The following is a 26,544-nucleotide window of genomic DNA, read 5'->3' on the forward strand; positions in this document are numbered from 1 at the left end:
TAAAACACTATTGAATGTACGTCTGTCAACAAGCTGAGGTTTTAACGCAAAACGAATACCGCCCCTTACAAGGACGATATGAACGGTCTACCAGAGAATATGCGTATTATTTCTCATTCTTCCTATTTTAACACAAAATTCAGAGACGGTAAAAGAAAAGCCCGCCGCGCACCAGAATCTGCGGGCGGGACCTCTGTCAATCTTCCGGAAATCCGCTATTTACAAGAGTCTCTGCAGCCGCGCGATATAGAATCCGTCGCTGCCGTAATGCTGCGGCAGGAGCTGAATTCCTTCTCCTGCAGCCAGTGCCGTATCCTTCGTCCGTTCCCAGACCGGCGAGCTGAAGCTGACCGGTACGAAGTCCGGATTACATTCCAGAAAAGCAGCGACAATCGCGCTGTTCTCAGCCTGCTCAGTTGTGCAAGTACTGTAGACCAGCACTCCGCCAGGCTTCACCAGGGCGGAGACGGCCTGCAGCAGTTCACTCTGCAGACCGGCAATGCTATCCACATCCTCAGGCAGCTTACGCCACTTCAGATCCGGCTTGCGGCGGATAACGCCAAGCCCCGAACAGGGGGCATCCAGCAGCACGCGGTCAAAGGATTCAGCAGACAGCTCAGCTGCAAGCTCCAGCGCATCCGCATGTCCTGTTGTAATGCAGTCCAAGCCAAGACGGCCAGCCTGCTCCGAGATCAGCCTGGCCTTGTGGGCGTGCAGATCATTGGCGTAGATATAGCCGTCATCCTTCATCAGCTCAGCCATATGGGCGCTTTTGCCTCCCGGAGCAGCACAGCAGTCAAGCACTCTCATGCCAGGCTCAGGAGCAACAGCTTCGGCAACCAGCATGGAGCTCTCATCCTGCACTGACAGATATCCGTCCTTGTACCAGCCGGATAATGCAAGATTGCCTGCTCCCTTGACGACAATGCCATAGGGGCTCAGGCTGGAGGGAGACGCATCCAGTCCGGCTTCCCGCATCTGCTCCAGCAGCTTGTCTCTGCTGATCATTGTCGTATTGACCCGGACACTGACAGCCGGGGGTTCATTATTGGCAGAACACATCGCCTCCGCAGCAGCAATCCCGTACTCGGCCTCCCAGCGTTCAACCATCCAGAGAGGGTGGGAATAGAGAATGGAGATCCGCTGCGCTGCGCTGAGCCCCTTCTTCAGCACCGGCAGCTCACCGGCACGAAGCACGCTCCGCAGCACTCCGTTCACCATCCCGGAAATCCCCTGATGGCCGCGCTTCTTAGCAATATTGACAGCCTCGTTAACAGCGGCATGCGGCGGAATACGGTCCAGATACATGATCTGATACAAGCTCAGACGCAGCAGGCTGCGCACCCATGGGGTCAGCTTGGCAATGCCTTTGCTTACGAAATCATCCAGAACGTAATCCAGAGTAATCAGACGGGAAAGGGTACCGTATACCAGCTCCGTTGCCAGCCCGGTGTCTTCCCGGCTGAGACCGGACTTCTGCAGGCTGCTGTTCAGCAGCAGGTTGCTGTATGCCCCTTCCTGCTCGACCCTGACCAGCACATCCAGTGCCACAACGCGGGCTGAAGCAGGCGGGCGGCTGTTTCTGTCTGCCCCTCTGCCGTCAGCTGACCGGCCTTGTGCAGCACCATTATTCTGCGGCTTGGCAGCTCCTGATTTGGGTCCGGGGCGCTGTCCGCTGCGGCCGGAGCCGTTCATGCCCGCGCTCAACCGAGCACCGTCCCCGGGCTCATTACCGCACCGCGGCTGAAATCAGCGGCACTCATAGCTTTTTTACCGGCAGGCTGCACAGAGGTCAGCAGCAGTGAACCGTCACCGGTGCTCACCTCCACACCGCGCTCATTGACGGCAAGCACGGTCCCAGGCGCTTTGGCTGCTGTCTGTATAACGGCCGCCGGTTTAACGGCTGCCCACACCTTGAAGGTCTCACCGTTCCAGAGCGTAAATGCGCCGGAGAAAGGCACCAGCCCCCGGATCCGGTTGAATATATCAAGTGAGCCGGCAGTCCAGTCGATCCGTTCGTCGTCACGGCTAAGGTTCGGAGCGTAGGTCGCTTCATTGTCATCCTGCTTCACTGCGTCTACACGGCCTTCAGCCAGCCGCGGCATTTCCGATTTCAGCAGATCACGTCCGGCTGTACTGAGCTTGTCAAACAGATCGCCCGCTGTATCCTCATCACCAATCGGCACCTCGACGCGTGAAATCATGTCACCGGTATCCAGCCCTTCAGCCATGTACATCAGGGTTACGCCGGTAACCTTTTCACCGTTGATAATACAGCGCTGAATCGGTGCGCCGCCCCGGTATTTCGGGAGCAGGGAGCCATGGACATTGACGCAGCCGTTTGGCGGCAAATCCAGGACACTCTTCGGCAGAATCTGCCCGTAGGCAGCGGTAACGATAAGATCCGGCGCATACCCCGCCAGCTCTGCCACCGCCTCCGGACGGCGGAGGCGTTCCGGCTGCAGCACTGGAAGCCCCAGCGCCAGTGCCGCTTCTTTTACCGGAGTAGGCATGAGCGTCTTCTTGCGGCCCTGAGGCCGGTCCGGCTGAGTAACCACAGCAACCACTTCATAACCTTCCTCAACCAGCATTTTCAGCGAAGGAACAGCGAATGCCGGAGTGCCCATAAAAACAATTTTCATTCCGCTCACTCCCCGGACTCGCTGTGCTCAGCTGTGTATTCATAGACCTTCTCAGCGATATCAGTAAAAAGAACCCCGTTGAGATGATCGATTTCATGGAGGAACGCACGAGCCAGCAGCCCGCTTCCAGTAATCGTGATCTCGTTGCCTTCGCGGTCAAGCCCGCGCACGGTTACCGTCTCTGCCCGGCGGACATCACCGTTCAAGCCGGGAATGCTCAGGCAGCCTTCCGGACCAAATTGTTCACCTTCCGTGCTTACGACTTCCGGATTGATCATTTTGATTAGCCCGTGCTCTTCATCGGCATCAACAACGATCAGGCGCTTCAGGATTCCCACCTGCGGCGCGGCAAGGCCAACGCCCTCTGCATCGTACATGGTATCTGCCATATCATCCAGCAGCTTCTGGACATTCGGGGTTACTTTGGTTACTTCTTTTGCTGTTTTGTGCAATACCTCATCCGGTTCTTTAACAATTAATCTGATTGCCATTACACGTACACCATCCTTGTTCTGAACATTCTATATTCTCTATATTGTATCACGCCGTTGAGCTACATCAACATCTGCGGATCCACGTCAATACTGATCTGCAGATTGTTATCTCGTACCGAATCTTCAAGCTCCTCGGCAATCTGGCGGGCCAGTCCGATGGCATCGATGGCTCCGCGCCATTTGATAATACACTGGAACCGGTATCTGCTCTTCAGCTTAGGCAGCGGGGAAGCAACCGGACCAAGCAGGTCAAGCGCATCCGCAGACAGCTTGTCCAGGCTGGCGAACCAGCGCAGCTGTCTGGCCCGCCCCTGCAGATTCAGCGCATAGTTCTCTGCCATCTTCAGCAGCAGCGGAAGCTGCTCATGCGAGAGGGTGACAAGAATCAGCCTGCAGTACGGGGGATAATGCAGGGTCCTGCGGTGCTTCAGCTCATCGCGGACAAAGGAAGCATAGTCATGTCCGCTGGCATGTACGATCGAGTAATGCTCCGGCGTATACGACTGTACCACAACTTCCCCCGGGAGCTGATGTCTTCCGGCACGCCCGGCTACCTGTGTCAACAGCTGAAACGTCTTCTCTCCGGCCCGGAAATCAGGCAGATTCAGGGCAGAGTCAGCAGTGATAACACCCACAAGGGTAACATCCGGGAAATCAAGCCCCTTGGCTACCATCTGCGTACCCAGCAGGACGTCGGCTTTTTTGTCCCTGAACTGGTTGAGGAGCTTTTCATGCGAGCCCTTCTCTGTAGTTGTATCCACGTCCATTCGTATGACACGAATACCGGGAAAAAGCTTGCCCAGCTCTTCCTCTACCCGCTGGGTTCCGGTACCGAAGAAGCGGATATGCTCACTGCCGCAATCGGGACAGACCTTCGGCGACGGCTCTGCATGGCCGCAATAGTGACAGCGCAGATTGTCGCTGCGGCTGTGATAGGTGAGTGAAATGTCGCATTCCGGACACGTAGCAACGTAACCGCAGCTCCGGCACATGACAAAGGTGGAGAAGCCCCGGCGGTTCAGGAGCAAAACTGTCTGCTCCCCCTTCTCCAGCCTGCTCTCCAGTGCGGCATGCAGCCTGCGGCTGAACATAGAGCGGTTGCCCTCCTTCAGCTCATCGCGCATATCGACGACATGCACCTTCGGCAAGGCATTGCCCAGCGCCCGGGTCGGCATCTCCAGCAGCACCGGCGAGAAGTGGATGTCACTCTGCGACCTGGCCGCATGATAGCTCTCCAGCGAAGGAGTGGCCGAGCCCAGTATTACCGCCGCACCGGCTTGTTCAGCTCTACGGACCGCTACATCGCGGGCATGGTACTTCGGATTCTCCTCCTGCTTATAAGAGGATTCATGCTCTTCATCCATGATAATCAGTCCAAGGTTGGCAAACGGGGCGAATACCGCAGAGCGCGCACCCACCGCTACCGTCGCTTTGCCTTCACGGATCTTGCGCCATTCGTCATAACGTTCACCGACGGAGAGACGGCTGTGCATGACTGCGACACCGCTGCCGAACCGGCCTTTGAACCGTTCCACCATCTGCGGGGTGAGTGCAATCTCCGGCACAAGCACCACCGCCTGTCTGCCCTGGTCCACCGCCCGCTGGATACACTGCAGATAAATCTCCGTCTTGCCGCTTCCGGTTACGCCGTGCAGCAGAAAGACCTCATGCTGCTGCTCATCCACCGTCCGGGCTATCCGTGTGAAAACCTGCTGCTGCTCCGGTGTAAGCGGCAGAGGCGTGCTCGGCTTGAAGTCACGGCCCTGGTAGGGATCGCGGTAAACTTCAATTTCACTTATTTCAATGTAGCCCTTTTCTTCAAGCGCCTTGACCGTGCCTGCGGTAACCTGCAATACCGCCAGTAAATCCTTGAGCGGCATCGGCAGCGTCTGTTCCATTTCGATCAGATAAGACAGGACGTCTTTCTGACGGACTGAACGAGCCGGGAAGGTGCTTAGCGATTCCCGGGCTGCAGACAGCCCGATCGCCAGGTCAACCGCCTTCAGCTTTTTCTTGCCCATTTTATCCTTGATTGACTGGCTTTCGGTAAGTACGCCACGGCGCAGCATGAATTTTACCGTCTCCGCTGCTCCGGGGAAGCTGCGGGTCAGCTGCTTCATGGTCACTTCTCCAGCCTGTCTGACAAAATCAATAATCGTCCGCTCCTCCAGATCCTCCTCCAGAAACAGCGGAAACAGCTCATCCTCCGCGTTAACCGCAGCTTCAGCGCCTTCACCAAGCGAGATGAGGCGTTCAGCCTTGCCCTTCAGCGCGGTAGGCAGCATAGCCTGCAGAGCCGAAATACGCCTGCAGGCATACCGCTGGCTCATCCAGTCGCCGAGCTCAACGAGCTCAGGCGACAACGGCGGCAGCAGATCCAGCACCTCCTGGATAGGCTTGAGTCTGGAGCCTGCTCCGGTCTCGCCGGATTCCAGGGATACTACAAAGCCCTGAACCGTCCGGTGGCCGAAGGGAACAGCTACCCGGCTGCCCACTTCAATCCACAGCTTAAGCGCGTCAGGTATCAGATAATCGAACGGCCGGTCGGTGCTGCGCACAGGAACATCGACAATGACCTTCGCTATTTCCATTATAACGGGACTCCCGATATCCGCTCAGCCGCAAGGCTCAGCAGCCGGCGAGCCACCTCATCCTTGGTGCTAATCGGAAGATCCAGCACCAGCCCGTCCGCATCGTAGATGGATACGATATTGGTGTCCGTACCGAAGCCGGCTCCGGCCTTGGATACATCATTAGCAACGATCAAATCGAGATTTTTGCGGACCAGCTTATCCTTGGCATAGAATTCAGCATTGCCTGTTTCGGCAGCAAAGCCGATGAGGAACTGTCCGTCCTTCACTTTACCCAGACTCTCCAGGATGTCGGTTGTCTTAACCAGCTCAAGCGTCAGGGTATCCCCGCTTTTTTTAATCTTTGCCTCTGCACTGTGCTTGGGACGGTAATCCGCTACGGCTGCCGCTTTAACAAGAATGTCGCAGCTGTTCCAGCGGCTGACAACCGCATCCAGCATTGACTGGGCAGATTCAACCCGGACCAAGCTGATGTCCGGGTCCTGCGGCGGCGCTTCATCCGTCCGGGCGGCAATCAGGGTAACCTCAGCCCCCATTGCCCGGGCGGCCCGGGCGATGGCAAAACCCATTTTCCCGGAAGAATCATTGGAGATGTACCGGACCGGATCAATGCGTTCGACCGTGCCGCCTGCCGTAACTATCACTTTCTTACCGCTTAGGGGACCTTTAGCTTTAACAGCCTGAATGTTGAAATAATTCTCGACCACACGGACGATAGATTCAGGCTCCTCCAGTCTGCCTTTGCCCACATATCCGCAGGCCAGCAGCCCCTCACCGGGTTCAATAAACTGCACGCCGCGTGAAGCAAGAGTATTCATATTGCTGATTACAGCCGGATGCTGATACATGTGGACATTCATTGCCGGAGCAACCATGACAGGCGCTGTAGTCGCGAGCAGGGTAGTGGACAGCATATCATCTGCCAGACCGTGTGCCATTTTGGCAATAATATTAGCTGTTGCCGGAGCAATAAGCACAAGATCCGCTGAACCGGCCAGATCAATATGAGAGATAGAAGCGGGGTCACGCTCCTGAAAGGTGTCACTGTAAACCCGCTGCTTGGACAGCGACTGAAAAGTCAGCTCGGTTATAAACTGTTTGGCCGAAGCTGTCATAATAACATGGACCTCCGCCCCCTTTTGGGCCAGCTTACTGGTCAAGGCTGCTGCTTTGTAGGCAGCAATGCCCCCTGTAACACCAAGGATAATCGTTTTGCCTGTTAAGCTGTTCAACATAATCCCCCCTGTTCCAAGCCTGTCATCAGGCTCAAATGAACCGGATATTACAATCAATAACCGGATGATAGTCTGAAGCTCCTGTACCGGCAAGAAGAAACGGCTGCGCCGCCTTCAGTCAAGGTTGGCACCCGTTTCGTTGTCAGGTAGAGACGGCTGCGTCATCCTTCAAGGACGCTATCCGTTTCTGCAGAAATATAAAGATAATGTATAGGGTAGTACATACAGATCTTATATTTTAAAAAAATAACAACCTTCCGGTTGTCAGGACAAGCCCGGTTCGGGCCACATATGACATTATACAACATAATTCCGGCTAACCGGAGAAAAAAAAACGGCTGCGCCGCTGTAAAACATGGCGGAGCCGTTTCCTATTGCCGCTATAGCAATCCGTGCGTACTACTCTTCGCCGCGGGTTACAACGATACGGTCTTCGTAAATCTCTTCCAGCGCAACACCGACATACTTGTGTGATTTCGGCGCCTTAACATCTGTTTTTCCGCCTTCACGGAGTAATCTGGCCCGGCGGGCTGCAGCAACAACCAGCGAATACTTGCTGTCAACCTTGTTCATCATTTCATCAATAGACGGATATAGCACGTAAGACACCTCTTCTTCTTTTACTGTAAATACGAACCAAACTTGTAGCGCATATTATCTTACTTTGCAGTGCTCGGCGATAATAATGCTCTCAATACGTTTGCAGGCGAGGTCGATCTCATCATTCACTACGGCATAGTCATAGTGCCGGATCAGCCCAATCTCATCTTCAGCTACAGACATGCGGTGGCTGATTACATCAGGATGCTCCGTCCCGCGTCCGCGGATACGGTCCTTCAGCTCATCCATCGACGGCGGAAGCAGGAACACAAAGATTCCCTCAGGGAACTTTTCCTTCACCTTCAGTGCTCCCTGCACCTCAATCTCGAGAATGATATCCTTGCCGCTCTCCAGCGTCCGGTCCACAAAATCACGCGGCGTTCCGTAATAGTTCCCTACATACTCTGCATGCTCCAGCAGCTGGTCTGCTTCTATCATGGCTGCAAACTCATCTCTGGTCTTGAAAAAATAGTTGACTCCGTTCTCTTCGCCTTCACGCGGACTCCGGGTGGTGGCAGATACGGAATAGACAAGCTCAGGCATTTTGGGTCTCAGTGCAGTACAGACCGTGCCTTTGCCAACGCCGGAAGGTCCGGATAAAATAATCAGCAATCCTTTTGACATAGTACACTCCAATTGTTGTTATTCGTCGTTATCGTCATCTTTACTGGACAAGCGGTGTGCCACAGTCTCCGGCTGAACCGCCGACAGAATGACATGGTCACTGTCCGTAATAATAACAGCACGCGTCCGGCGGCCGTAGGTTGCGTCGATCAGCATATGCCGGTCTCTTGCTTCCTGTATAATACGCTTGATCGGTGCAGATTCCGGGCTGACAATGGAAATAATACGGTTGGCTGATACAATATTCCCAAAGCCGATGTTAATTAATTTGATTGCCATGTTCCGGTTGTTCCCCCCATAGTTACATCTTCGCTTACCGAAATCCCTGTTACTCCAAGTTCGCCGCTTGCTCACGAATCTTCTCCAGCTCAGCCTTCATCTCAAGCGTAAGGTTCACCAGAGTCAGATGATTGCATTTCGACCCGATCGTATTCGTCTCCCTGTTCATTTCCTGGACGAGAAAATCCAGCTTGCGTCCTGCCGGCCCGCTTCCGTTCAGCAGGGCTCTGCATTGTTCAAAATGACTGTACAGCCGGGTAAGCTCTTCATCGATATTGCAGCGGTCAGCAAAGATAGCCATTTCCATTCCGAATTTATGCTCTTCAAAAGGGAACGTTCCGTCATTCAGTTCGCTCAGCCGCTGCCGCAGCTTATCGCGGTATTCACTTACTACAGCGGGGGCAAGCTTAACCATCGCGGTGTGCAGCTCTTCAAGATGGACAAGCCGTCTTGACAAGTCGTCAGCCAGATGAGTCCCTTCGCGGGCGCGCATCTGAAGCAGCGATTGCAGACTCTGCGTCAATCCCCGCTCAAGCATTCCGGAGCACTCCTCGGCTGAGCCGGCCTTTAAGGGAGCCGGCTCCTCCTTCAGTTCCATAATACCGGGTATAGAGAGTATATCACGCAAAGTCAACTCCCCGTCCACTCCGAACTCGTTCCTGAGCGCTTCCGCCGCCTCAAGGTAGGCCTTCACCGCCGGACGGTTCAGAACCTGCAGGGAGGCTGCATCTTCCGTGACTTCTCTGTTAATGATAACATCTACCCGTCCCCGTCTGATATAATCCTGCACAAGCTTGCGCAGCATATCCTCATAAATCATCCAATCCCGGGGCATCCGCAGCACAACTTCGCAGTAACGGTTATTCACCGATTTGACTTCGAACGTAATCTTGTAACCGCCGAATTGCAGGGAGGATTGACCGTATCCGGTCATGCTAAATGACAACGGAATCACATCCATTACACTATTGTAATTGATTCTTACTAGCGAAACAAGGGGGACAATTTACGCCCCTGCTTCGCCCAAATGTAGTCCAGCAGCTGTACGCTCATCTCATAGAACATAAACGGAGTCATCAGATAGATACCGTTAAAATGCGCAGTGGCCGCATCCAGCAGCTCTTTGGCAATGGCTACGCCTTCCGCACGGCCGGCTTCGCCCTCCAGTCCCTGCATCCGTCTGCGAACCTCGTCCGACAGCTGGATGCCCGGGACCTCATTATGCAAGTACTCGGCGTTGCGGCCGCTGGCAAGCGGCATAACGCCGATAAAGATCGGAATCTCCAGATGCCTGGTCGCTGCCGCAATCTCTGCGATAAGCTTCGGATCATAGACTGGCTGAGTCATAATATAATCGGCACCGGAGGCGATCTTTTTCTCCAGACGCTGCACAGCCTTGTCGAGATGCTTCACATTCGGGTTGAACGCGGCTCCGATCACGAACTTGGCCTTCTGCTTGAGCGGCTTGCCGGAGAAGGCAATGCCGTCGTTAAGCTGTCTAATCATCCGGATGATCTCGAAGGAGGTCAGATCGTAGATCGAGCTTGAGCCGGGCAGGTCACCGAACCGCGCCGGATCGCCGGTCACAGCCAGTACATGGTCAATGCCGAGCGCATCGAAGCCCATCAGATGGGACTGGGTACCGATCAGGTTGCGGTCCCGGCAGGCCACATGGACCAGCGGGCGTAGTCCGGTGCGGGCCTGTACCAGCGAACCAAGCGCCATATTGCTCATCCGGGTTACCGCCAGAGAATTGTCGGCCAGCGTCAATGCATCAGCCCCCGCTCTTCTCAGCGCCTCCGCGCCTTTCATGAATTTTGTAATATCCAGATCACGCGGCGGGTCCAGCTCTACGATTACCGTGTGGCGTTCCTTAACCAGATCGACCAGGTTGGGTTCACGTCCGTTCTGATCTCCGCCCTCATCGAGATGCTCGTGCACCACAATCTGCTCTGCCTTCCGTGTCACTGCCGGCTCAGCGAGCGGCTGGGCCGTATAACCGCGCAGTGCCGCCGAGATTTCAGCGATATGCTGCGGTGTAGTGCCGCAGCAGCCGCCGATGATCCGGCTGCCCATATCAGCAAATACGGGCGCCATTTGCCCGAAATACTCCGGAGTGGCACCGTAGCGGTACTGCCCGTCGACATAGTCAGCGATCCCCGCATTCGGATAGACCGACACCGGCAGCGAAAGGCTTCCCTGCAAGGTTCTTAAGGCACGCTTAATACCGTTAGGTCCGGTCCGGCAGTTAAAGCCGATTACGTCTGCCCCGTCCTGCTCCAGAATGCGGAACGCCTCCGGTAGCGTTAATCCGTCCAGTGTACGCGCGGTCTCATCCACTGCCAGCTGGCAGATCACAGGCAGGCTGCTAAGCTTGCGTACCGCCTTCAGGGCCAGATGAAGCTCCTCCACATCATAGAAGGTTTCCAGCATGATGCCGTCCGGCTGCTCTTCGAGCAGGGCCGAAAACTGCTGGGCATAGAAGCGTTTCAGCTCCGCGGCTGACAGGTTCGCCCGTTTGCCGGCCCGGATGGAGCCGACAGCGCCGACTACATAGCCTGCTTCTCCCGCTGCCTTGCGGGCGATTCTTACACCCGCGCGGTTAATCTCTTCAACCTTGCCCTCCAGCCCGAATTTGGCCAGCTTGTCATAGTTGGCAGAATACGTGTTGCTCTCCAGCAGCACCGCTCCGGCTTCAATATAGCTGCGGTGCACATCTTCAATGACCTCAGGCGAGGTCAGATTCAATTCTTCATAGGAGATACCGACGGGGAAGCCCTTTTGATACAAAAAGGTTCCCATCGCTCCGTCTCCGACCAATACGTTATTCTTCCATGCAGAGCGCAAATCCGGCTTCACCGCAAGAACCTCCCCTATACTGTCATTAGTTTCATACTAATGTAACATAAATCGGGATGGATGATAAGCATTCAACAGCCCCAATTCTCAGCCTGTCCTGCTATTGTTCTGCATGGCATTACAGAAAATGCCCATACTACTTTTATTAACCAGTAAAGGACTGTTCCCGTTGAAACGAAAAGTGCGCAGGCTTCTGATCCGCAAGTATGCTGTACTCTTAATTCTTGCAGTACTCTCAATATCCTATCTGTATCTGCTTGACTGGATGTTCGGTTATGGCCTCGGAAACATAGGTTACATTCTCAACTACCTGCTCTATACCGCCTCAGAGAAGCTGGCTGCCGCCGTCATGCTGCTTGCGCTTATTGTGCCGGATGTCATCTACTGGATACGCGGCTCTCAGCCGGGGCGCGGGGCCGAAAAATAACTGCGTACAGCTGTGATAATAATCAGAATCACCGGGATCACAATCATAAACACCGGATAGACGGTATACAGCAGCCGTGCCCCCTCATCCAGATGTTCAGTAAAGCTGCGGGCATCCAGCATAGAGGTAAACAGGATTATCAGACTGCAGGGATAGAGCATTCTCCGGTACGGCAGATTAAAGAGCTCCGAGATTCCGATTAGCGCAGCGGTGAAGAAGACGGACATTTTGAAAAACACCCCGATAATCAGCACCATTACCACAAAAATATCGACCCGCTGGATAAAATCCGAGATGGAGATCTTGCTGATTGTCGGCATCAGCGGCAGCGGGGAGCGCTCTGCAATATCTGCTCCGAGCACCGATATGTTAAGCGCAATCGTTGCGCTTAACAGCAGGGCCGAAGCCAGCATGGCCGCTGCAATCACCCAGGGACCCTTGCGCATATCGGACAGATAAGGCATCAGCATTGTAAATACAACCATTTCACCGAACGGGAACATATAATTCTGGCGCACCACTGAATCTATTACCGGCCAGAGTCCGTCCCCCAGAACAGGCAGCAGCTGCAGCAGATTAATGGAGCCTGACAGCATCAGCAGTACCATACTGAATAATCCGATCATCAGAACGATCATAGTAAAGACCAGGGAGGTCCGGGTTAGCACCTCCGTCCCCTTATGGAGCACATAGGAGCTGGACAGAATCATCAGCATACTGAGAATAAAGAGGGGGGTGTTATGCATCGTAGCCATTGCAAGCATCGTACTGCCGTCACGCAGTCCCCGGCCTGAAAGATTCATGTACAGAATAATGTACATCAACGCCACCGGTGTGCCGATTACAGGACCAAGCAGCTTGCGGGCATACGCCGTAAACGGCATTTCCGGATGCTTCCTGTACAGATAGGCATACCCCCAGAACATCAGCAGGCCGGCCATACAGCCAATGAGTATGGATAGCCAGGCATCTCTTCCGGAAGCCATACCCAGATTGACTACCAGCGAGGTCCCCAGCTCAAACAGCAGCGTAATACTGAAAAACTGCAGCAGCCCTATCTTTACTTTTCCCATAATAGACCTCCCCCGTTTCTAAGGATTTACCTGAAAAGAGTTATTGCGCATATCGGTGTGCCGGATAACAGCATCCGCATCAATTCTATATTCACAATGTGCAAAAATTTCCTCCCAGTGATCCTTGACCTTTTTCCAGCCCCGCGGATTACTGCGCTCCATTAATTGCCCGAATCCGATGTAATCACTGTTGTATTTCTTAGCGGCCTCGACGGCAGTCCTCATCTTCTGTACAGTATCTTCAATAAGAGTTTGTGACAGATTCTCAAGCGTCTTCGGGGAGGTCAGATTCAGAGAATTGGGACTCTCCTTAACAGCCGCCTGCTGGATGATTTTTACTATGAATACCGGGTGCTCCGGATCTGATCCCTCGACACTGAGCTCTACCTGTGACTGGTACACATCGAAGGTAATATAACCTTCATGGGGATGCCGGATGACTGCCGGATAGCCTTTAATTTTATTATGCAAAAGCGCAGTCCCCAGTGCCGCATCCCCTGTCAGCCAGCCCTTTAGCCGGTCGTCCTTAAAGGCGGCAAGTTCAGTCACCCTGATGACAGCACGCGGTGCGATTGTTTTCATATTATCATTCGTATCTGCGCCTTCCCGGTTGCCGTCGATAGTAACGCCGTTAATAACCGGACCTCCCCCTCTCAGCTGAATGCCTCTGATGACATCGTCTACCTCCAAACGGTAGTTATAACCGAACTGTTTTGAGGTCGTATCCAGCTTCTCAACCAGGTCATTTGCCGGTATTTTGCTGAACACCGTCATGGTTGACAGAATATCCCGGGCCGGCTGGTCTTTGGCAACAAACACCAGGCTGGTCAGCCGGGTATCACTTTCCCGTTCAAGCACATCCATCATGTCCTTGATACCCTCCCGCGCCAGCTTCTCCGAAACAACCAGGACGCGGACATGGGCAAGGGAGAGGAAACGGGCGGTCTGACGGGACGCATTGGCCAGCGCCTCAAACATTGTGCGGCCTTTCCCTGTATACAAGGCGACCGGCGAGATTCCGCGCGCATTTTGTCCGGATATTTCGTCGGCGACAATAACCTGAAAGGATAGCACATATTTTTCGGTCTCCCCTTCCCCGCGGTCAATGGCGACACCGGACACAATCGCCCGTCGGTTAAGCTCCACACTATCCCAGCAGCCGGTTAACAGAATGGGAAGCCCCAGCAGCAGGATGAGGAGCAGGCACCGTACGGGTTTATTCTTCTTCATGGAACTCCACCTTTTCTTCAGACCTGCCTGCAGCTGCATTATCCCGGATAAGCGGGGCTAGTCCTGCTTCATGCCCGGTTGTTACACGTTTGTATTCCGGCTGTTCCTCCCTGAGCTGCGCCGCTGTTTTGCCCCGGCCCATCAGCCAGAGCGGAAGCCGGAGAATGGTATCCTTCTGTCCTTTCACGGATAACGGGACAAAAGGGGACAGATATGGAATTCCGAATGAGCGCAAGCTGTTCATATGTGCAACCAGCAGGATAAGCCCGAGCGTAATACCGTAAAATCCGAACATCGCTCCCAGCAGCAGGAAGGCAAACCGGATAATCCGGCCGGCTATTGCCATGTTGTAAGCGGGAATTGCAAAGCTGGCAATTCCGGTCAGGGCGATCACAATGACCATAATAGGAGTAATAATTCCGGCCTCCACAACTGCCGAACCGAGAATAAGCGCCCCGACCACCGATACCGTCTGTCCGATGACACGCGGCATCCGCACCCCGGCCTCACGCAGGATTTCGAAGGCCCCTTCCATCAGAAGAGCTTCCACAAAGGCAGGGAACGGTACCGTTTCACGCTGTGAGAGCAGATTAATAAGCAGGGTAGTCGGTATCATTTCGTAATGATAGGTTGTAAGTGCAATGTATACTGACGGCCCGAGCAGCAGGACGATGAAGCTGACATACCGGACAATGCGCATCAGGATAGCAATATCAAACCGTTGCGAGTAGTCTTCAGCAGACTGAAAAAATTGGGTGAACACCGCCGGAAGAATCAGCACGAACGGTGTGCCGTCAACGATAATGACAACACGCCCTTCCAGCAGATTGCCTGCCGCTACATCCGGGCGCTCTGAATTATAGATCGTCGGAAAGGGCGTAAACGTCTTGTCCTGAATCAGCTCTTCAATGAATCCCGATTCCAGCACCTCATCAATTGAGATCTTGTTCAAGCGGCGCCTGGCCTCATCCACCAGATCTTCCCCGGCTATCTCTTTCATATACAGCATCGCTACATGGGTCTGGGTTTCTGTACCGATCTTGGTATACTCAAGCCGCAGCTTAGGTGATTTGATCCGCCGGCGGATCAGTGAAATATTAGTGGCTACAGATTCTACGAACCCGTCCTTCGGCCCGCGGACAACCATCTGTGAAGAAGACTCTTCTACAGAGCGCGCTTCACCGCCTCTGGTATCGCAGATGACCGCACTTAAATATCCGTCAGCGAGAACAGCCGTGTCACCTGATAGCACGGCCAGCAGCAGATCATTCCATTCCACTGTAACTTCAGCCGAGCCAAGCTCTAATACCCGTTGAATCAGCCATGCAGGGAACGGCTCCGGACTGCCCGTATCATCCGGCTGCTGTCCAGACGGGTCAGACAAGAGCGAGCCGATTACGAACTCATTGACGGCAGTGGCATCCGCCAGGCCGCTGATATGAACCGCCGCTGCCTGTAATGGATACTCTTTTCCGGCCTGTATTTTCCGCACCTTCAGATCAGGGCTTCCTCCAAGCGCTATCCTGATATTGCGGATGTCCTCGTCAAGAGATCCGGTTAATCCGGGAGTCCCCGTTTCAGAGCCGGGCAAGCCTTGCTCTTTACTCTTGCTTCTCAGAGTCTGCCGTCTGCTGTTCATCGGACTCCCCCTCTTTCAATCACAATGTTTCCTATTATTCGCGGATCTTCCTGCCATTATTCGGCTGATCATACCGGTATAGACAAGCAGCATTTATTGTGCAAAGCATATAAACTCTTATCTTTGCACAAAAAAGGGTGCCCGCAAGCCGTAAGGCTTACCGGACACCCTTCTATTTGCTGCAGAAGGCTAAAGGACGGGACAAGCCCGGCCTGATTATACTTCTACAGATCCCGTATAGACCACCTGAGCCGGGCCGCTCATATATACATGATTATCCTGCTCATTCCATTCGATGAACAGATCTCCGCCTTTAAGGCTGATAACAGCCGAACGGTCGGTCAGACCATTCAAGACAGAGGATACCAGCGTTGCGCAGGCGCCTGTACCGCAGGCCAGAGTTGGCCCTGCACCGCGTTCCCAGACGCGCATGTCCACATGTCCGCGGTCCAGCACCGTTGCAAATTCAACGTTAACTTTTCTCGGGAAGAGCGGATGCACTTCAAGCTTAGGCCCCCAGGTAGCCAGATCAAAGCTGACAGCATCATCTACATAAATAACACAGTGCGGGTTACCCATTGATACCGCAGTAAATTTAAATTCGGTTCCATCGGCCTCAATTGGCTGGTCCAGCACCGGCTCAGCATCAATAGCAACCGGAATCTTCGTTCCGGACAACACAGGTTCGCCCATATCCACGGTTACTGTCTCTACCACACCGTCCTTTACCTTCAGCGATACCTTCTGCTGGCCGGCGCCAATCGTTTCGATTACGATCTCCTCCGACTCAACCAGGCCATGCTCATACACATACTTGGATACACAGCGGATCGCGTTCCCGCACTGCTCGGCCTCCGAGCCGTCCGAATTCATTATGCGCATCATATAGTCTCCGCGTTCAGACGGCAGAATGTATACAAGCCCGTCGGCACCGATTCCGAAGAACCGGTTGCACAGCTTAACCGCCAGCTCTGCAGCATTGGCAGGCAGCTCCTGCTCGCCGAATACGATAATAAAGTCATTGCCAAGACCGTGCATTTTTGTAAATTCCATTATTGATTCCACTCCTAAAAGGTTGTTTGTGAGCAATCATATGTGAACCAAGCATACCTCAAGGAGCGGAGACATTGCTATTGATTTTATGCTGAAATTTTTGTACTTTTCATCATCGGCCGCCCGCCGCTCTTGCTGCGGTTCTTTTTGCCACCCCAGACGCTGCCTGCCCCCATCACGAAGGTAGGAATACCGGCGCTTACGAATACCAGGCACCACTCCCGGAAGTTCAGCGGTACGGTCTTAAAGACCGGCTGCAGTACCGGCAGGTACATAACGAGCAGCATCAGCAGCACGGATGAAAGTACAGCCAGCACCAGCGCCTTATTCTGGAGCGGGTTGCGGTGGAATATCGAGCGCGAGCTGCGGCAGTCAAACACGTGGATCAGTTGGGCCATCACCAAAGTAGCAAAGGCTACAGACTGTGCACGGACCAGCTGCTCTGCGCTGCCGGGGGCTGTGCGCAGCGTCAGCCAGAAGGCTCCTAATGTGCAGAGCCCGATCAGCAGTCCCCGGCTGACAATCTTCCAGCCCAGGCGGCGGGCAAAGATATTCTCTTTCGCCCCGCGCGGCTTGTGCTCCATCAGATCCTTCTCCGGCTGGTCTACCCCGAGTGCCATAGCAGGCAGCCCGTCTGTTACCAGATTGACCCATAGAATCTGAATCGGCACCAGCGGCAGCGGAAGCCCCAGCATCATTGCAAAGAACATGGTCAGAATCTCGCCCACATTGGAAGCCAGAAGGTAGCGGATGAATTTCCGGATATTCTCGTATATATTCCGGCCTTCCTCGATGGCGGCGACAATGGTTGAGAAATTATCATCACCCAGCACCAGTGATGAAGCCTCTTTCGTAACATCGGTGCCGGTTATACCCATGGAGATGCCGATGTCTGCCGCTTTGATCGCCGGGGCATCATTGACACCGTCGCCGGTCATCGCAACCACATGGCCGCGCCGCTGCAGCGACTTGACGATCCGCAGCTTGTGCTCCGGAGATACACGGGCATATACATTGACGGTATCGGATACTTTATCCAGCTCATCATCGTCCATCCGGCTCAGCTGTGTTCCGGTCAGCACGGTTCCGCCGCGCTGCAGGATGCCAAGCTGATTGGCAATTGCTTCCGCGGTTGTCCCGTGGTCGCCGGTAATCATCACGGTTTTGATGCCTGCACGACGGGTTATGCTGATTGCATCGCGCACCTCCCGCCGCGGCGGGTCAATCATCCCGGCCAGGCCTGCGAAGACCAGCTGGCACTCCGCTTCCTTCTCGCTGCCTGCTGATTCACTGGGGCGGAGTTCACGGTAAGCCATACCTAGCACCCTTAGTGCACCGGAGGCCATCTCCTCATTCGCTTCGAGCACCTTCTGGCGCAGCGTCGGCGTGCAAGGCACAACCGCCCCCTCCCACAGCATATAGGTGCAGCAGTTCAGCAGCACATCCGGCGCACCCTTCGTGCAGATCATCCGTCCTCCGGGATGGCTGACGACAACAGACATCAGCTTGCGTTCCGAATCAAACGGGAATTCCCGCTCTCTTGTATACGTAACTGCCAGTGACTGTGCAGTAAGGCCCATTTTGGCGGATAAGGCTACCAGGGCGCCTTCGGTCGGATCTCCCTTCAGCTCCCATACCGGCTGGCTGCTGAGCAGATTCTCACCGGCTTCGGCTTTATCCTTCCCTTTGCGTTTGCCGCGCAGCTCAGACGGAAAGGTCTCCACAATCTCGGCATTGCTGCAGAGCGCACCGATCTGCAGCATCCGCCGCAGATTCTGGTCATTCTTCAGATCAGCCGGCTTGCCCTTCTGCATAACCTGGCCGGCCGGGGCATATCCCTCCCCCGTCACCTCAAGAACCCGCCCGGCGTTCCAGACACGCGTCACCGTCATCTTGTTCTGCGTCAGTGTCCCTGTCTTATCAGAGCAGATAACCGATGCACAGCCAAGCGTCTCTACGGAAGGCAGCTTGCGGACAATTGCCTTGCGTTTGATCATCCGCTGCACACCAAGCGCGAGGGCAATCGTCACAATTGCCGGCAGCCCTTCCGGAATGGCAGCTACCGCAAGACTTACACCTGCGAGGAACATCGCCGGTGCAGGCTGTCCGTGCAGAATACCGGCCAGCACCACAACAATAGTCAGTCCCAGTGATACGTAGATCAGAATCTTTCCGAGCTGCTCCAGACGGTGCTGCAGCGGGGTTTCCTGAGATTCGGTATTCTGAATCAGATCGGCTATTTTGCCCATCTCCGTATCCATGCCGGTCCGGACAACCACTGCTTTGCCGGTACCGCGTGTAATCATCGTGCCCATGAAGCCGATATTTTTCTGGTCACCCAGTGGTAGCTCGGCTGCATGAATGGACTCCGCATGCTTGGATACGGGCAGTGATTCGCCGGTTAGAGCCGACTCCTCTGCATACAACGCGCTGCACTCCAGCCAGCGTACATCGGCCGGCACCCGGTCGCCGCTTTCCAGCAGCACGATGTCTCCTGGAACGAGCAGTCTGGCTGCTATGGTCTCCTGAATGCCTTCCCGCAGCACCTTAGCATGTGGAGCAGATAGCTGCTTTAACGCCCGCAGCGAACGTTCGGCACGGAACTCCTGTACAAAACCCAGCACGCCGTTAAGCAGAATAATGGCAACAATCGTAATGGCATCCAGGTATTCGCCCAGAAGGCCGGATACCAGCGTCGCCCCCATCAGCACCAGCACCATAAAATCCTTGAACTGGTTAAGCAGCAGGGTCAGCGGTGAGACCTTTTTACCCTCCGACAGTTCGTTGAACCCGCTCTCCTTGCGTCTTTCCTCCGCTGCCTCTGCGCTCAGGCCCTTGCCCGGTTGAACGCCGAACAGCTTTTGCAGCTCCTCTGCACCGAGCCGGTGCCAGCTTTTTTGTTCCATATCGTTACTTTCCCCTCCCGGTCGTTTCTTGACTTCCGGCGGCACACAGCTTTTCCACCTGTTCATGACCAAGTGTATTCATGGTCGTCCCAAAATATCACTGCCTGTCTGCTTCTCCTTTTGCGTGAATGTGTTAAAGTATGGCATCATAGGAAGAAGAACATTATCATTTAGCGACAGGAGAGCTTTTATCATGGCATTAGATGGAATTGTTACCAGAGCGATCGTGCACGAGCTTCAAGCCTTTATAGGTGCGCGCATCGGCAAAATATATCAGCCCAGCACCCACGATCTTATCTTTATCCTGCGCGGGGCCGGAGGCGGCGGTAAGCTGCTGCTCTCGGCCAATCCGACCTATCCCCGCCTGCAGCTGAGCGAGCGGAGCAGCATCAATCCGGCGGAAGCGCCGATGTTCTGTATGCTGATGCGCAAGCATTGTGAGGGCGGTATGATTGAGAGCATTACCCAGGTCGGCATGGAGCGGATCATCCACATCAATATCCGGACCCGCGACGAGCTTGGCGATGTATCAGCGAAGCAGCTGATTATTGAGCTGATGGGCCGCCATAGCAACATTATCCTCACTGACCTTACCTCCGGGACGATTATTGACGGGATTCATCATGTCACCCCTTCAATCAGCAGCTACCGGGTTGTCATGCCCGGAGCCGCCTACACCGAGCCGCCGCAGCAGCATAAGCTGAATCCGCTGGATGTGGATCAGGAGGCATTCATTGCCCTGATGGCCGCTGCCGAAGAAGCAGCACTGCTGGACAAAAGCGAAGAAGAGCAGGAGCCTGAAGACATGATCGAAGGGGAGCTTGCCAATCTGCTGCGCTCGCTGGAAGAACCGGTGAAGGACGGAAGCGGCGGTCCTGCACCCTCAGCAGATCCCATGGGCTGGATGGTACATGCCTTCAGCGGCTTAAGCCCGCTGATCGCCGGAGAAATTCTGCATAGGGCTGGCAAGGAATATAATCCGCAGAGCCCGGAGGCGCCGGCACAGCTGTGGACAGCTTTTGAATCCGTAATGACGCCAGTCAGGGAGCTTGCATTCGCTCCGGTTTCCGGGAACAACGCCAAAGGCAAGCCGGTTTTCTCCGCCATTGCGCTGACTGTACTGGGCGGAGAGGTGCGGAACTACAGCTCTATCAGCAGCTGCCTTGAGGAGTACTACGGAGACAAGGCCGAGCGCGATACAGTCAAGCAGCGGGTCTCTGACCTGATCCGCTTCCTCACTAACGAGCGCAGTAAAAATGTGAAGAAGCTGGCCAAGCTGCAGAAGGATCTGGAGGAAGCGGACGACGCCGACCAGTACCGGATCTGGGGAGAGCTGCTGTTTGCTTCCCTGCATACTCTTTCCAAAGGCGATAAGGAAGCCAGACTGGTGAATTATTACGATGACAACCAGGCGGAAATTACAATTCCGCTGGACCCGCTGATAACACCATCGGACAATGCACAGCGTTATTTCAAGAAATATAATAAGTACAAGAACAGCCTGCTTGTCATAGAAGAGCAGCGGGGTAAGACGCGCGAGGAAATTACCTATATGGAGACACTCCTGCAGCAGCTTGCACACGCTTCGCTTAACGATATTGAGGAGATCCGCGATGAGCTGGTCAGCCAGGGCTACCTGCGCGACCGCAGCAAGAAGGGCAAAAAGAAAAAGAAGGCTGCCCGGCCGACCATCCAGGTCTACACCTCATCAGAGGGCATTGATATTTACGTCGGCAAAAACAACCTGCAGAACGAATACGTTACAAACCGCCTGGCCTCACCCAATGACACCTGGCTGCATACCAAGGATATTCCCGGCTCGCATGTCGTTATCCGCAGCGAAACGTTCGGGGATGCCACTTTGGAGGAAGCTGCTCAACTGGCGGCTTTTTATAGCCAGGCCAAGCAATCCAGCAGCGTTCCGGTTGACTGCACACTGATCCGCCATGTCCGTAAGCCAAGCGGCGCTAAGCCCGGCTTCGTCATCTATGATCATCAGAAAACACTGTTCGTCACACCGGTCGAGGAACGGATTAAAGCATTGCCGAATACGCTTCGCAGTTAGAAGCCACAAAAAAACGCCGTACCGCAGACCTGATTCCCTGTCCTGCAGTACGGCGTTTATATGTTATTCCGTCTCTTTGGATACTAGAGCGCTGCCAGATTCATAGAGAAGCCTGCCTTCATGCACTACCGCCTGCTGTCCTGATAATTACCGATTCCCTAGTGCAGCACCACGCAGCTGTTCGAGTACATCAGCAGACACGTTCACACTGCCCAGATCACCATGGAAAACAACCCCCTGGCGCGCACCGTGAAAGTCGGAGCCGCCGGTAACCAGCAGGCCGTATTCTTCAGCCATCGCTAGATACCGCGCAGCATCTGCCGGACTGTGGTCCGAGTGATACGCTTCAATGCCGCGCAGTCCGCTGCGGGCAATAATCCCCCGTACCAGCCTATCATCACCGTAGATGCCGGGATGAGCCAGCACCGGAGCTCCGCCCGCTTCAAGAATCCATTCACAGGCCTCCTCCGGCGTAATCCGCGGCGGCGATACGTAAGCAGCCGCTCCGTCGGCAAGGTATTTGTCAAACGCATCGCGCATATCGGAAGCTGCCCCGAGCCGGACCAGCTCATCGGCAATGTGCGGCCGGCCGATGCTCTCATCCGGCTTCAAATCACGGCCAAGATTCTTAATGACCTGTTCCAGCGTAATATCGATACCCAGCTCACGCAGCCGGGCCAGGATCGCCTCGTTCCGGGAAGCCCGGGTATCCCGCTGGGCTGCAAGCCTGGAGAGGAACCTCTCCTCTTCAAAGTCGATATAATAGCCAAGCACATGAATCTCTTTTCCTTCCGCCCGGGTACTGATCTCTACTCCGGGTACGACGGTAATGCCGTATGTCCGACCGGCCTCCAGAGCTGCCGCAACGCCGCTTACGGTATCATGATCCGTTATAGCTACAGCCGACAGCCCTTTATCAAAGGCAATCCGCACATTCTCAGCCGGCGGCTGCATGCCGTCCGAAGCCTGAGTATGCGTATGCAGGTCGGCACGCCCCTGCAGCCCGGTACTGCCGCTTTCTTTAACTGTGTTATCATTCTGCTGACTGTTTATGTCTGCCACCCCGCTGTTCAATTGTATTATTGTTTCATAGCCGGTACCGCCCCTAACGGTCATCCTTGTGCTCACGCAGATAATTCAGGAAGGTGACTGCCGGGATCGGCAGCAGCGTTGACTTCAGATGAATGGCGTAGAACTGTCTTTTAAAAGATGCATCCGCGATATCAATAACCTTCAGCAGGCCCAGTGCCACTTCATGCTTGACCGATGAGGTTGAGATGATCGTGATGCCCAAGCCGGCTTCCACTGCCGATTTTACAGCACCGGTGCTTCCCAGCTCCATGACGATTCTCATGGCTCCCGGGTCGAGTCCTTTGTCAAGCAGCTGCTCCTCCATTACAATCCGTGTGCCCGACCCCTGCTCCCTCAGGACGAACGGGTATTGCAGCGCCTCCTTCAAAGTAACCTCTTCCTGCTCAGCAAGCGGGTGCTCCCAAGGTACAATCAGCTTCAGCTCGTCGCCCATCACCGGCTCCAGCACCATTGCCGGGTGGGTTACCTGTGCTTCAACCAGCCCGAAATCCAGCTGATGCTTATGAATCTCCTCTATAATCTGCGAGGTATTCATAACTTTCATGGTAATCGAAATGTTCGGATACTCTTTGCCGAAGGGTCCGAGCATGCGCGGCAGCACATATTCACCGATCGTCAGGCTTGCCCCGAGCTGGAGCCGCCCCTCAAGCATATGCGTAAAGGCCGTCATAGCCTGATCCGCCTCGCGGATCAGCTGGATACTCCGCCGCGCATACGGCAGCAATACCTGGCCGGCTTCCGAAAGCACGATCTTTTTACTGGAGCGGTCGAACAGCTTGGTGCCGAAATAATCCTCCAGCGACTGCACCTGCATCGTAACCGCGGGCTGGGTCATATGAAGCCGCTGGGCTGCGGCAGAGAAGCTCCCTTGTTCAGAGACCGTATAAAAAATATGCAGCTGATGAAAATTCATGTATTCAGGACTCCTTCATTCAACTTCCAAAAAAAGGCATGCAGCCTAAGCCGCATGCCTTCCCTGGTTAAACTGCTGTACCTTATTTGCGTCTGCGGCGCTTCTTCATCAGCTTCATGCGGCGGGTATTCCGCAATCGGGAATAGTAGCCCTGCAGATCACGCAGCTGCGGGGTCGCCGAGATCCGCCCCAGAAAGGATACAATCACCATGATATGCAGCGGCCGGCCGGACAGGCTGGTGACACCTTCAAGCTCCTTGAACTCCGCAATCACCACGGTATCCTCATCAATCAGATAGGCATTGTATTTACTCTGTTGAAAAGGCTTAATCCGGTTCTGCTTGAGGCTCTGCCAGAGGAAGGCGGCGACCTCACCACCGGCCTCCCCTTCTCTGCTGACCCGGTCTGCATACCGGCTCTGCGCATGGCTGGTTATAACGATATCTGCGACCCTGTAGTCATTCAGCATGATGTGGAAAGGCTCGTACGCCCCCCACCAGTCAAGCCCTTTGCCATGCATCATCATCACTCTCCACCGGAAGGGTCTAGGGCACGATCTTATTGTTGTCAATCTTACCGCATTGACGCAGCTTGTTCAAGCATACCGCTCCGGCTGAGCTGCCTGTTCTTGGCTAACTGCCAGGTCTGAATCATCTACAAAGCTGCTGCCTTTGATCTTCTTGCATTTCTTTTTGAGCCGCGCCGCTTCTTCGGACAATGCCTCAACCGTAACGAACTGGCGGAAACGGTTAGTCACTACCGCAACGGAAATTGAGACCAGCGGGATTTTTTCCATACCGCCCGACCGGCTCTCCGCCAGTACAAATTGCTGCGCCAGATGGCCCGGATGATAGAACTCTTTTATAGCCTTATCAAATTCACCGATGATTGCCCGGCAGCAGTCCTCAAACTGATAATCGCTAATAAAAATAATGAAATCGTCCCCGCCAATATGCCCTAAAAAGCCCTCCAACTGCAGAGCGCAATGCTTCAATATTTCCGCAGCCGCCTGAATCAGCCGGTCGCCTTCTTTAAATCCGTACGTATCGTTGTACGCCTTGAAATGATCAAGATCTATGTATAACACACTGAACTGCTCCTGCAGCAGTGATTTCACCATCCATTCATTAATGCTCAGATTTCCCGGAAGGCCGGTAAGCGGATTGAGAAAGCTGGCAGCCACCGCCTGGATTTCGGCGAAATTAAGCAACAGGTCACGCACGCTCACCGCTCCGAACAAATGCCCCTCATGCAGGACCAGCACATAATCGTACAGGTTCTCCTCGCTGCGGTCCATCGCCAGCCGGCTGACCTCTGTAATCTGTGTCTTATAATCGACCACAAGCGGATTGCGGTCCATGACCAGCTCCACAGCCCTGCCCATATACAGCGTGTAGCCGTACAGCGTCCCGATCTGCTGATAAAAGCGGATACGCATGATCAATGCCACCGCCTGCCCGTTCTCCGTTACACATACCCCCTGCAGCCTGGGATTGCCTTTAAAAATCTGATCCACATACCCGCATTTATGCTGCGGGGAAATCTCCGGGATTTGCTCCGCAATTTCACCGATTTGAAGAAACATAGCCATAGACTCCCCTTCCAGCAGCTTTGATGGGCTCAACCGGACAATGCCCCTGGCCCGGAAGCTGCTCCGGCCTTCCCAGCGCATACCCCTGGCCGAACTCGATGCCTGCTCTCTGTAAATATTTCAGTTCCTCCGCAGTTTCGATTCCCTCAGCGATTACCTTGGTAGATGACCTTGCAGCATATTCCCGGATCAGCTCCAGCAGCTCCTGCTGCTCCCGGCAGTACTCAATACCGCGGATCAGCGACTTGTCCAGCTTGATAAATTCAGGCTTCAGGTAGACGAGCGTCTTGAGGCTGTTGTAGCCGGAACCTGCGTCGTCAACCGCAATACGGAAGCCCTGCTCCCGGTAGTGGGAGAGCACCTTTTCAAATCCGATATAATCCTGGACCGCCTGACGTTCAGTCAGCTCGAACACGACACGCTCCGGTGACAGCCCCAGCGACTGCAGCAGGGCCAGCGTCTCCCCGCTCTTATGGCGGGAGTCATTCAGCATCCCGGGATGGACGTTGACAAAAACCAGCGTACCGCTTGCACGTCCCTCCGCAGACAGCCGTTCCATGTAGCGCTGCAGCGACATCCGCCGGCAGTTCTGCTCAAAGCGGAACATCTGATCCGTCCGCCCGGCAAATTCATAGAATTGCTCCGTCGTGGGAAAGTGTACAGAGGACGGGGGACGGTTAAGCACCTCATGTGCAACAGTAAGCCCGGAGCGCAGCTGCAGAATTGGCTGAAAATAGGTATCGAGACGTTCATTATTCATAATATCCAGTAATGCTGATAATTGGCCTAGCTCCTGCAGTTCCCTTTTTAATCTGACATTTAAATGCTGAAGATACCGGGGGATTTGTTTTATTTTTTGGGCCAATGCCCACTCTTTGCTCATTTGATCACCTGTATGCCTGTCTTCGTGAATTTTATCACTCTTAGCACAAGCATATACGCCAAATATTAAGCGGCGATTAAATCTCCTGCCAAATATCGACAACCGGCTGCTTTTTTTAACCGGAACTAATCTAACTAAATCTGCAACTCGGAACGTCAAAACATATAAATCCTCTATAAGAACAAATCCGCCCGAAAAGTGGATCTATATTTAGAGTACTTAAGAACCTAATTTGCTGACTTCTAGCAGCTGTATTGAAATAGCGAATATAGGCACATACCCTGGCCTAATGTATACGAAAAAACGAATACATTAGGCCACCATGAGAGTAAACGGCACATTGTATGC

The 26,544-nt window shown here is 54.3% G+C and carries 22 protein-coding genes; 2 read left to right on the forward strand and 20 right to left on the reverse strand.

All coding sequences use genetic code 11. The features are described from left to right. Positions 1-219 precede the first annotated feature (219 nt). The 10 genes from rsmB to BN3772_RS16425 all read right to left on the reverse strand — a co-directional run bounded on the left by rsmB (position 220) and on the right by BN3772_RS16425 (position 11,324). Complete coding sequence (gene rsmB / locus BN3772_RS16380) at positions 220-1,695, reverse strand: 16S rRNA (cytosine(967)-C(5))-methyltransferase RsmB (protein WP_086074613.1); 1,476 nt, start codon at positions 1,693-1,695, stop codon at positions 220-222. Between the two features lie 8 nt (positions 1,696-1,703). Then, positions 1,704-2,642 carry a methionyl-tRNA formyltransferase gene (gene fmt / locus BN3772_RS16385; protein WP_042200788.1) on the reverse strand — a complete coding sequence of 313 codons (939 nt, stop codon included), beginning with the start codon at positions 2,640-2,642 and terminating at the stop codon, positions 1,704-1,706. A gap of 5 nt (positions 2,643-2,647) precedes the next feature. Next, positions 2,648-3,133, reverse strand: a complete 486-nt coding sequence (def, locus tag BN3772_RS16390; protein WP_042200790.1) for a peptide deformylase — start codon at positions 3,131-3,133, stop codon at positions 2,648-2,650. A gap of 62 nt (positions 3,134-3,195) precedes the next feature. Then, positions 3,196-5,727: a primosomal protein N' gene (gene priA / locus BN3772_RS16395; RefSeq protein ID WP_042200792.1), complete on the reverse strand. Its 2,532-nt coding sequence runs from the start codon at positions 5,725-5,727 to the stop codon at positions 3,196-3,198. After that, entirely contained in the window at positions 5,727-6,962 is a 1,236-nt protein-coding gene (gene coaBC, locus BN3772_RS16400) for a bifunctional phosphopantothenoylcysteine decarboxylase/phosphopantothenate--cysteine ligase CoaBC (protein WP_042200829.1), read from the reverse strand. The genes priA and coaBC overlap by 1 nt, the downstream gene beginning before the upstream one ends. Before the next feature lie 399 nt (positions 6,963-7,361). Continuing rightward, a complete protein-coding gene (rpoZ, locus tag BN3772_RS16405) occupies positions 7,362-7,562 on the reverse strand; it encodes a DNA-directed RNA polymerase subunit omega (protein WP_042200793.1) in 201 nt (66 codons plus the stop codon). A 54-nt stretch (positions 7,563-7,616) separates the two neighbouring features. After that, the gene (gene gmk, locus BN3772_RS16410) at positions 7,617-8,186 is read right to left on the reverse strand and encodes a guanylate kinase (protein ID WP_042175917.1); all 570 of its coding nucleotides are present in this window, start codon (positions 8,184-8,186) and stop codon (positions 7,617-7,619) included. A gap of 18 nt (positions 8,187-8,204) precedes the next feature. Further along, positions 8,205-8,465 (reverse strand): extracellular matrix/biofilm regulator RemA, encoded by a 261-nt coding sequence (gene remA / locus BN3772_RS16415; RefSeq protein WP_006209218.1) that lies wholly within the window; start codon positions 8,463-8,465, stop codon positions 8,205-8,207. A gap of 49 nt (positions 8,466-8,514) precedes the next feature. Continuing rightward, positions 8,515-9,411: a YicC/YloC family endoribonuclease gene (locus BN3772_RS16420; protein ID WP_042200795.1), complete on the reverse strand. Its 897-nt coding sequence runs from the start codon at positions 9,409-9,411 to the stop codon at positions 8,515-8,517. A 38-nt stretch (positions 9,412-9,449) separates the two neighbouring features. Next, entirely contained in the window at positions 9,450-11,324 is a 1,875-nt protein-coding gene (locus BN3772_RS16425; protein WP_042200796.1) for a bifunctional homocysteine S-methyltransferase/methylenetetrahydrofolate reductase, read from the reverse strand. Positions 11,325-11,493: 169 nt separating this feature from the next. On the opposite strand from BN3772_RS16425, the gene BN3772_RS16430 reads away from it, so the two are divergent. Then, positions 11,494-11,751, forward strand: a complete 258-nt coding sequence (locus BN3772_RS16430; RefSeq protein ID WP_157643606.1) for a hypothetical protein — start codon at positions 11,494-11,496, stop codon at positions 11,749-11,751. On the opposite strand, the gene BN3772_RS16435 is transcribed toward BN3772_RS16430, so the two are convergent. From BN3772_RS16435 to BN3772_RS16455, 5 genes are all read right to left on the reverse strand, one after another. Beyond that, entirely contained in the window at positions 11,724-12,824 is a 1,101-nt protein-coding gene (locus tag BN3772_RS16435; RefSeq protein WP_042200800.1) for a GerAB/ArcD/ProY family transporter, read from the reverse strand. The genes BN3772_RS16430 and BN3772_RS16435 overlap by 28 nt on opposite strands. A gap of 18 nt (positions 12,825-12,842) precedes the next feature. Further along, positions 12,843-14,054, reverse strand: coding sequence for a Ger(x)C family spore germination protein (locus tag BN3772_RS16440; protein WP_042200801.1), 1,212 nt, complete (start codon positions 14,052-14,054; stop codon positions 12,843-12,845). Then, entirely contained in the window at positions 14,041-15,693 is a 1,653-nt protein-coding gene (locus BN3772_RS16445; RefSeq protein WP_052380542.1) for a spore germination protein, read from the reverse strand. The genes BN3772_RS16440 and BN3772_RS16445 overlap by 14 nt, the downstream gene beginning before the upstream one ends. A 216-nt stretch (positions 15,694-15,909) precedes the next feature. Then, a complete protein-coding gene (gene dapF / locus BN3772_RS16450; protein ID WP_042200802.1) occupies positions 15,910-16,746 on the reverse strand; it encodes a diaminopimelate epimerase in 837 nt (278 codons plus the stop codon). A gap of 86 nt (positions 16,747-16,832) precedes the next feature. Further along, positions 16,833-19,652 carry a calcium-translocating P-type ATPase, SERCA-type gene (locus BN3772_RS16455; protein WP_042200803.1) on the reverse strand — a complete coding sequence of 940 codons (2,820 nt, stop codon included), beginning with the start codon at positions 19,650-19,652 and terminating at the stop codon, positions 16,833-16,835. A gap of 193 nt (positions 19,653-19,845) precedes the next feature. On the opposite strand from BN3772_RS16455, the gene BN3772_RS16460 reads away from it, so the two are divergent. Next, positions 19,846-21,717: an Rqc2 family fibronectin-binding protein gene (locus BN3772_RS16460; protein ID WP_042200804.1), complete on the forward strand. Its 1,872-nt coding sequence runs from the start codon at positions 19,846-19,848 to the stop codon at positions 21,715-21,717. A gap of 147 nt (positions 21,718-21,864) precedes the next feature. Here the strand turns inward: BN3772_RS16460 and BN3772_RS16465 are convergent, their stop codons facing one another. From BN3772_RS16465 to BN3772_RS16485, 5 genes are all read right to left on the reverse strand, one after another. Then, positions 21,865-22,833: a PHP domain-containing protein gene (locus BN3772_RS16465; protein WP_086074612.1), complete on the reverse strand. Its 969-nt coding sequence runs from the start codon at positions 22,831-22,833 to the stop codon at positions 21,865-21,867. After that, positions 22,823-23,722, reverse strand: a complete 900-nt coding sequence (locus BN3772_RS16470; RefSeq protein ID WP_042200806.1) for a selenium metabolism-associated LysR family transcriptional regulator — start codon at positions 23,720-23,722, stop codon at positions 22,823-22,825. The genes BN3772_RS16465 and BN3772_RS16470 overlap by 11 nt, the downstream gene beginning before the upstream one ends. An 82-nt stretch (positions 23,723-23,804) precedes the next feature. Beyond that, positions 23,805-24,248 (reverse strand): hypothetical protein, encoded by a 444-nt coding sequence (locus BN3772_RS16475; RefSeq protein WP_425280446.1) that lies wholly within the window; start codon positions 24,246-24,248, stop codon positions 23,805-23,807. 69 nt (positions 24,249-24,317) lie between these two features. Then, a complete protein-coding gene (locus BN3772_RS16480; RefSeq protein ID WP_042200807.1) occupies positions 24,318-25,307 on the reverse strand; it encodes a GGDEF domain-containing protein in 990 nt (329 codons plus the stop codon). Then, the gene (locus BN3772_RS16485) at positions 25,288-26,073 is read right to left on the reverse strand and encodes an EAL domain-containing protein (RefSeq protein WP_244444763.1); all 786 of its coding nucleotides are present in this window, start codon (positions 26,071-26,073) and stop codon (positions 25,288-25,290) included. The genes BN3772_RS16480 and BN3772_RS16485 overlap by 20 nt, the downstream gene beginning before the upstream one ends. Between the last annotated feature and the right edge of the window lie 471 nt (positions 26,074-26,544).

This window comes from Paenibacillus camerounensis, from assembly GCF_000723885.1.
Taxonomy (GTDB): Bacteria; Bacillota; Bacilli; order Paenibacillales; family Paenibacillaceae; genus Paenibacillus_AQ; species Paenibacillus_AQ camerounensis.

Bases quoted from the DNA above. Each gene is read 5' to 3' on its own strand.
- rsmB (WP_086074613.1), bottom strand. From the start codon at position 1,695: ATGAACGGCTCCGGCCGCAGCGGACAGCGCCCCGGACCCAAATCAGGA.
- fmt (WP_042200788.1), bottom strand. From the start codon at position 2,642: ATGAAAATTGTTTTTATGGGCACTCCGGCATTCGCTGTTCCTTCGCTG.
- def (WP_042200790.1), bottom strand. From the start codon at position 3,133: ATGGCAATCAGATTAATTGTTAAAGAACCGGATGAGGTATTGCACAAA.
- priA (WP_042200792.1), bottom strand. From the start codon at position 5,727: ATGGAAATAGCGAAGGTCATTGTCGATGTTCCTGTGCGCAGCACCGAC.
- coaBC (WP_042200829.1), bottom strand. From the start codon at position 6,962: ATGTTGAACAGCTTAACAGGCAAAACGATTATCCTTGGTGTTACAGGG.
- gmk (WP_042175917.1), bottom strand. From the start codon at position 8,186: ATGTCAAAAGGATTGCTGATTATTTTATCCGGACCTTCCGGCGTTGGC.
- remA (WP_006209218.1), bottom strand. From the start codon at position 8,465: ATGGCAATCAAATTAATTAACATCGGCTTTGGGAATATTGTATCAGCC.
- BN3772_RS16435 (WP_042200800.1), bottom strand. From the start codon at position 12,824: ATGGGAAAAGTAAAGATAGGGCTGCTGCAGTTTTTCAGTATTACGCTG.
- BN3772_RS16440 (WP_042200801.1), bottom strand. From the start codon at position 14,054: ATGAAGAAGAATAAACCCGTACGGTGCCTGCTCCTCATCCTGCTGCTG.
- BN3772_RS16445 (WP_052380542.1), bottom strand. From the start codon at position 15,693: ATGAACAGCAGACGGCAGACTCTGAGAAGCAAGAGTAAAGAGCAAGGC.
- dapF (WP_042200802.1), bottom strand. From the start codon at position 16,746: ATGGAATTTACAAAAATGCACGGTCTTGGCAATGACTTTATTATCGTA.
- BN3772_RS16455 (WP_042200803.1), bottom strand. From the start codon at position 19,652: ATGGAACAAAAAAGCTGGCACCGGCTCGGTGCAGAGGAGCTGCAAAAG.
- BN3772_RS16460 (WP_042200804.1), top strand. From the start codon at position 19,846: ATGGCATTAGATGGAATTGTTACCAGAGCGATCGTGCACGAGCTTCAA.
- BN3772_RS16465 (WP_086074612.1), bottom strand. From the start codon at position 22,833: ATGACCGTTAGGGGCGGTACCGGCTATGAAACAATAATACAATTGAAC.
- BN3772_RS16470 (WP_042200806.1), bottom strand. From the start codon at position 23,722: ATGAATTTTCATCAGCTGCATATTTTTTATACGGTCTCTGAACAAGGG.
- BN3772_RS16475 (WP_425280446.1), bottom strand. From the start codon at position 24,248: ATGATGATGCATGGCAAAGGGCTTGACTGGTGGGGGGCGTACGAGCCT.
- BN3772_RS16480 (WP_042200807.1), bottom strand. From the start codon at position 25,307: ATGTTTCTTCAAATCGGTGAAATTGCGGAGCAAATCCCGGAGATTTCC.
- BN3772_RS16485 (WP_244444763.1), bottom strand. From the start codon at position 26,073: ATGAATAATGAACGTCTCGATACCTATTTTCAGCCAATTCTGCAGCTG.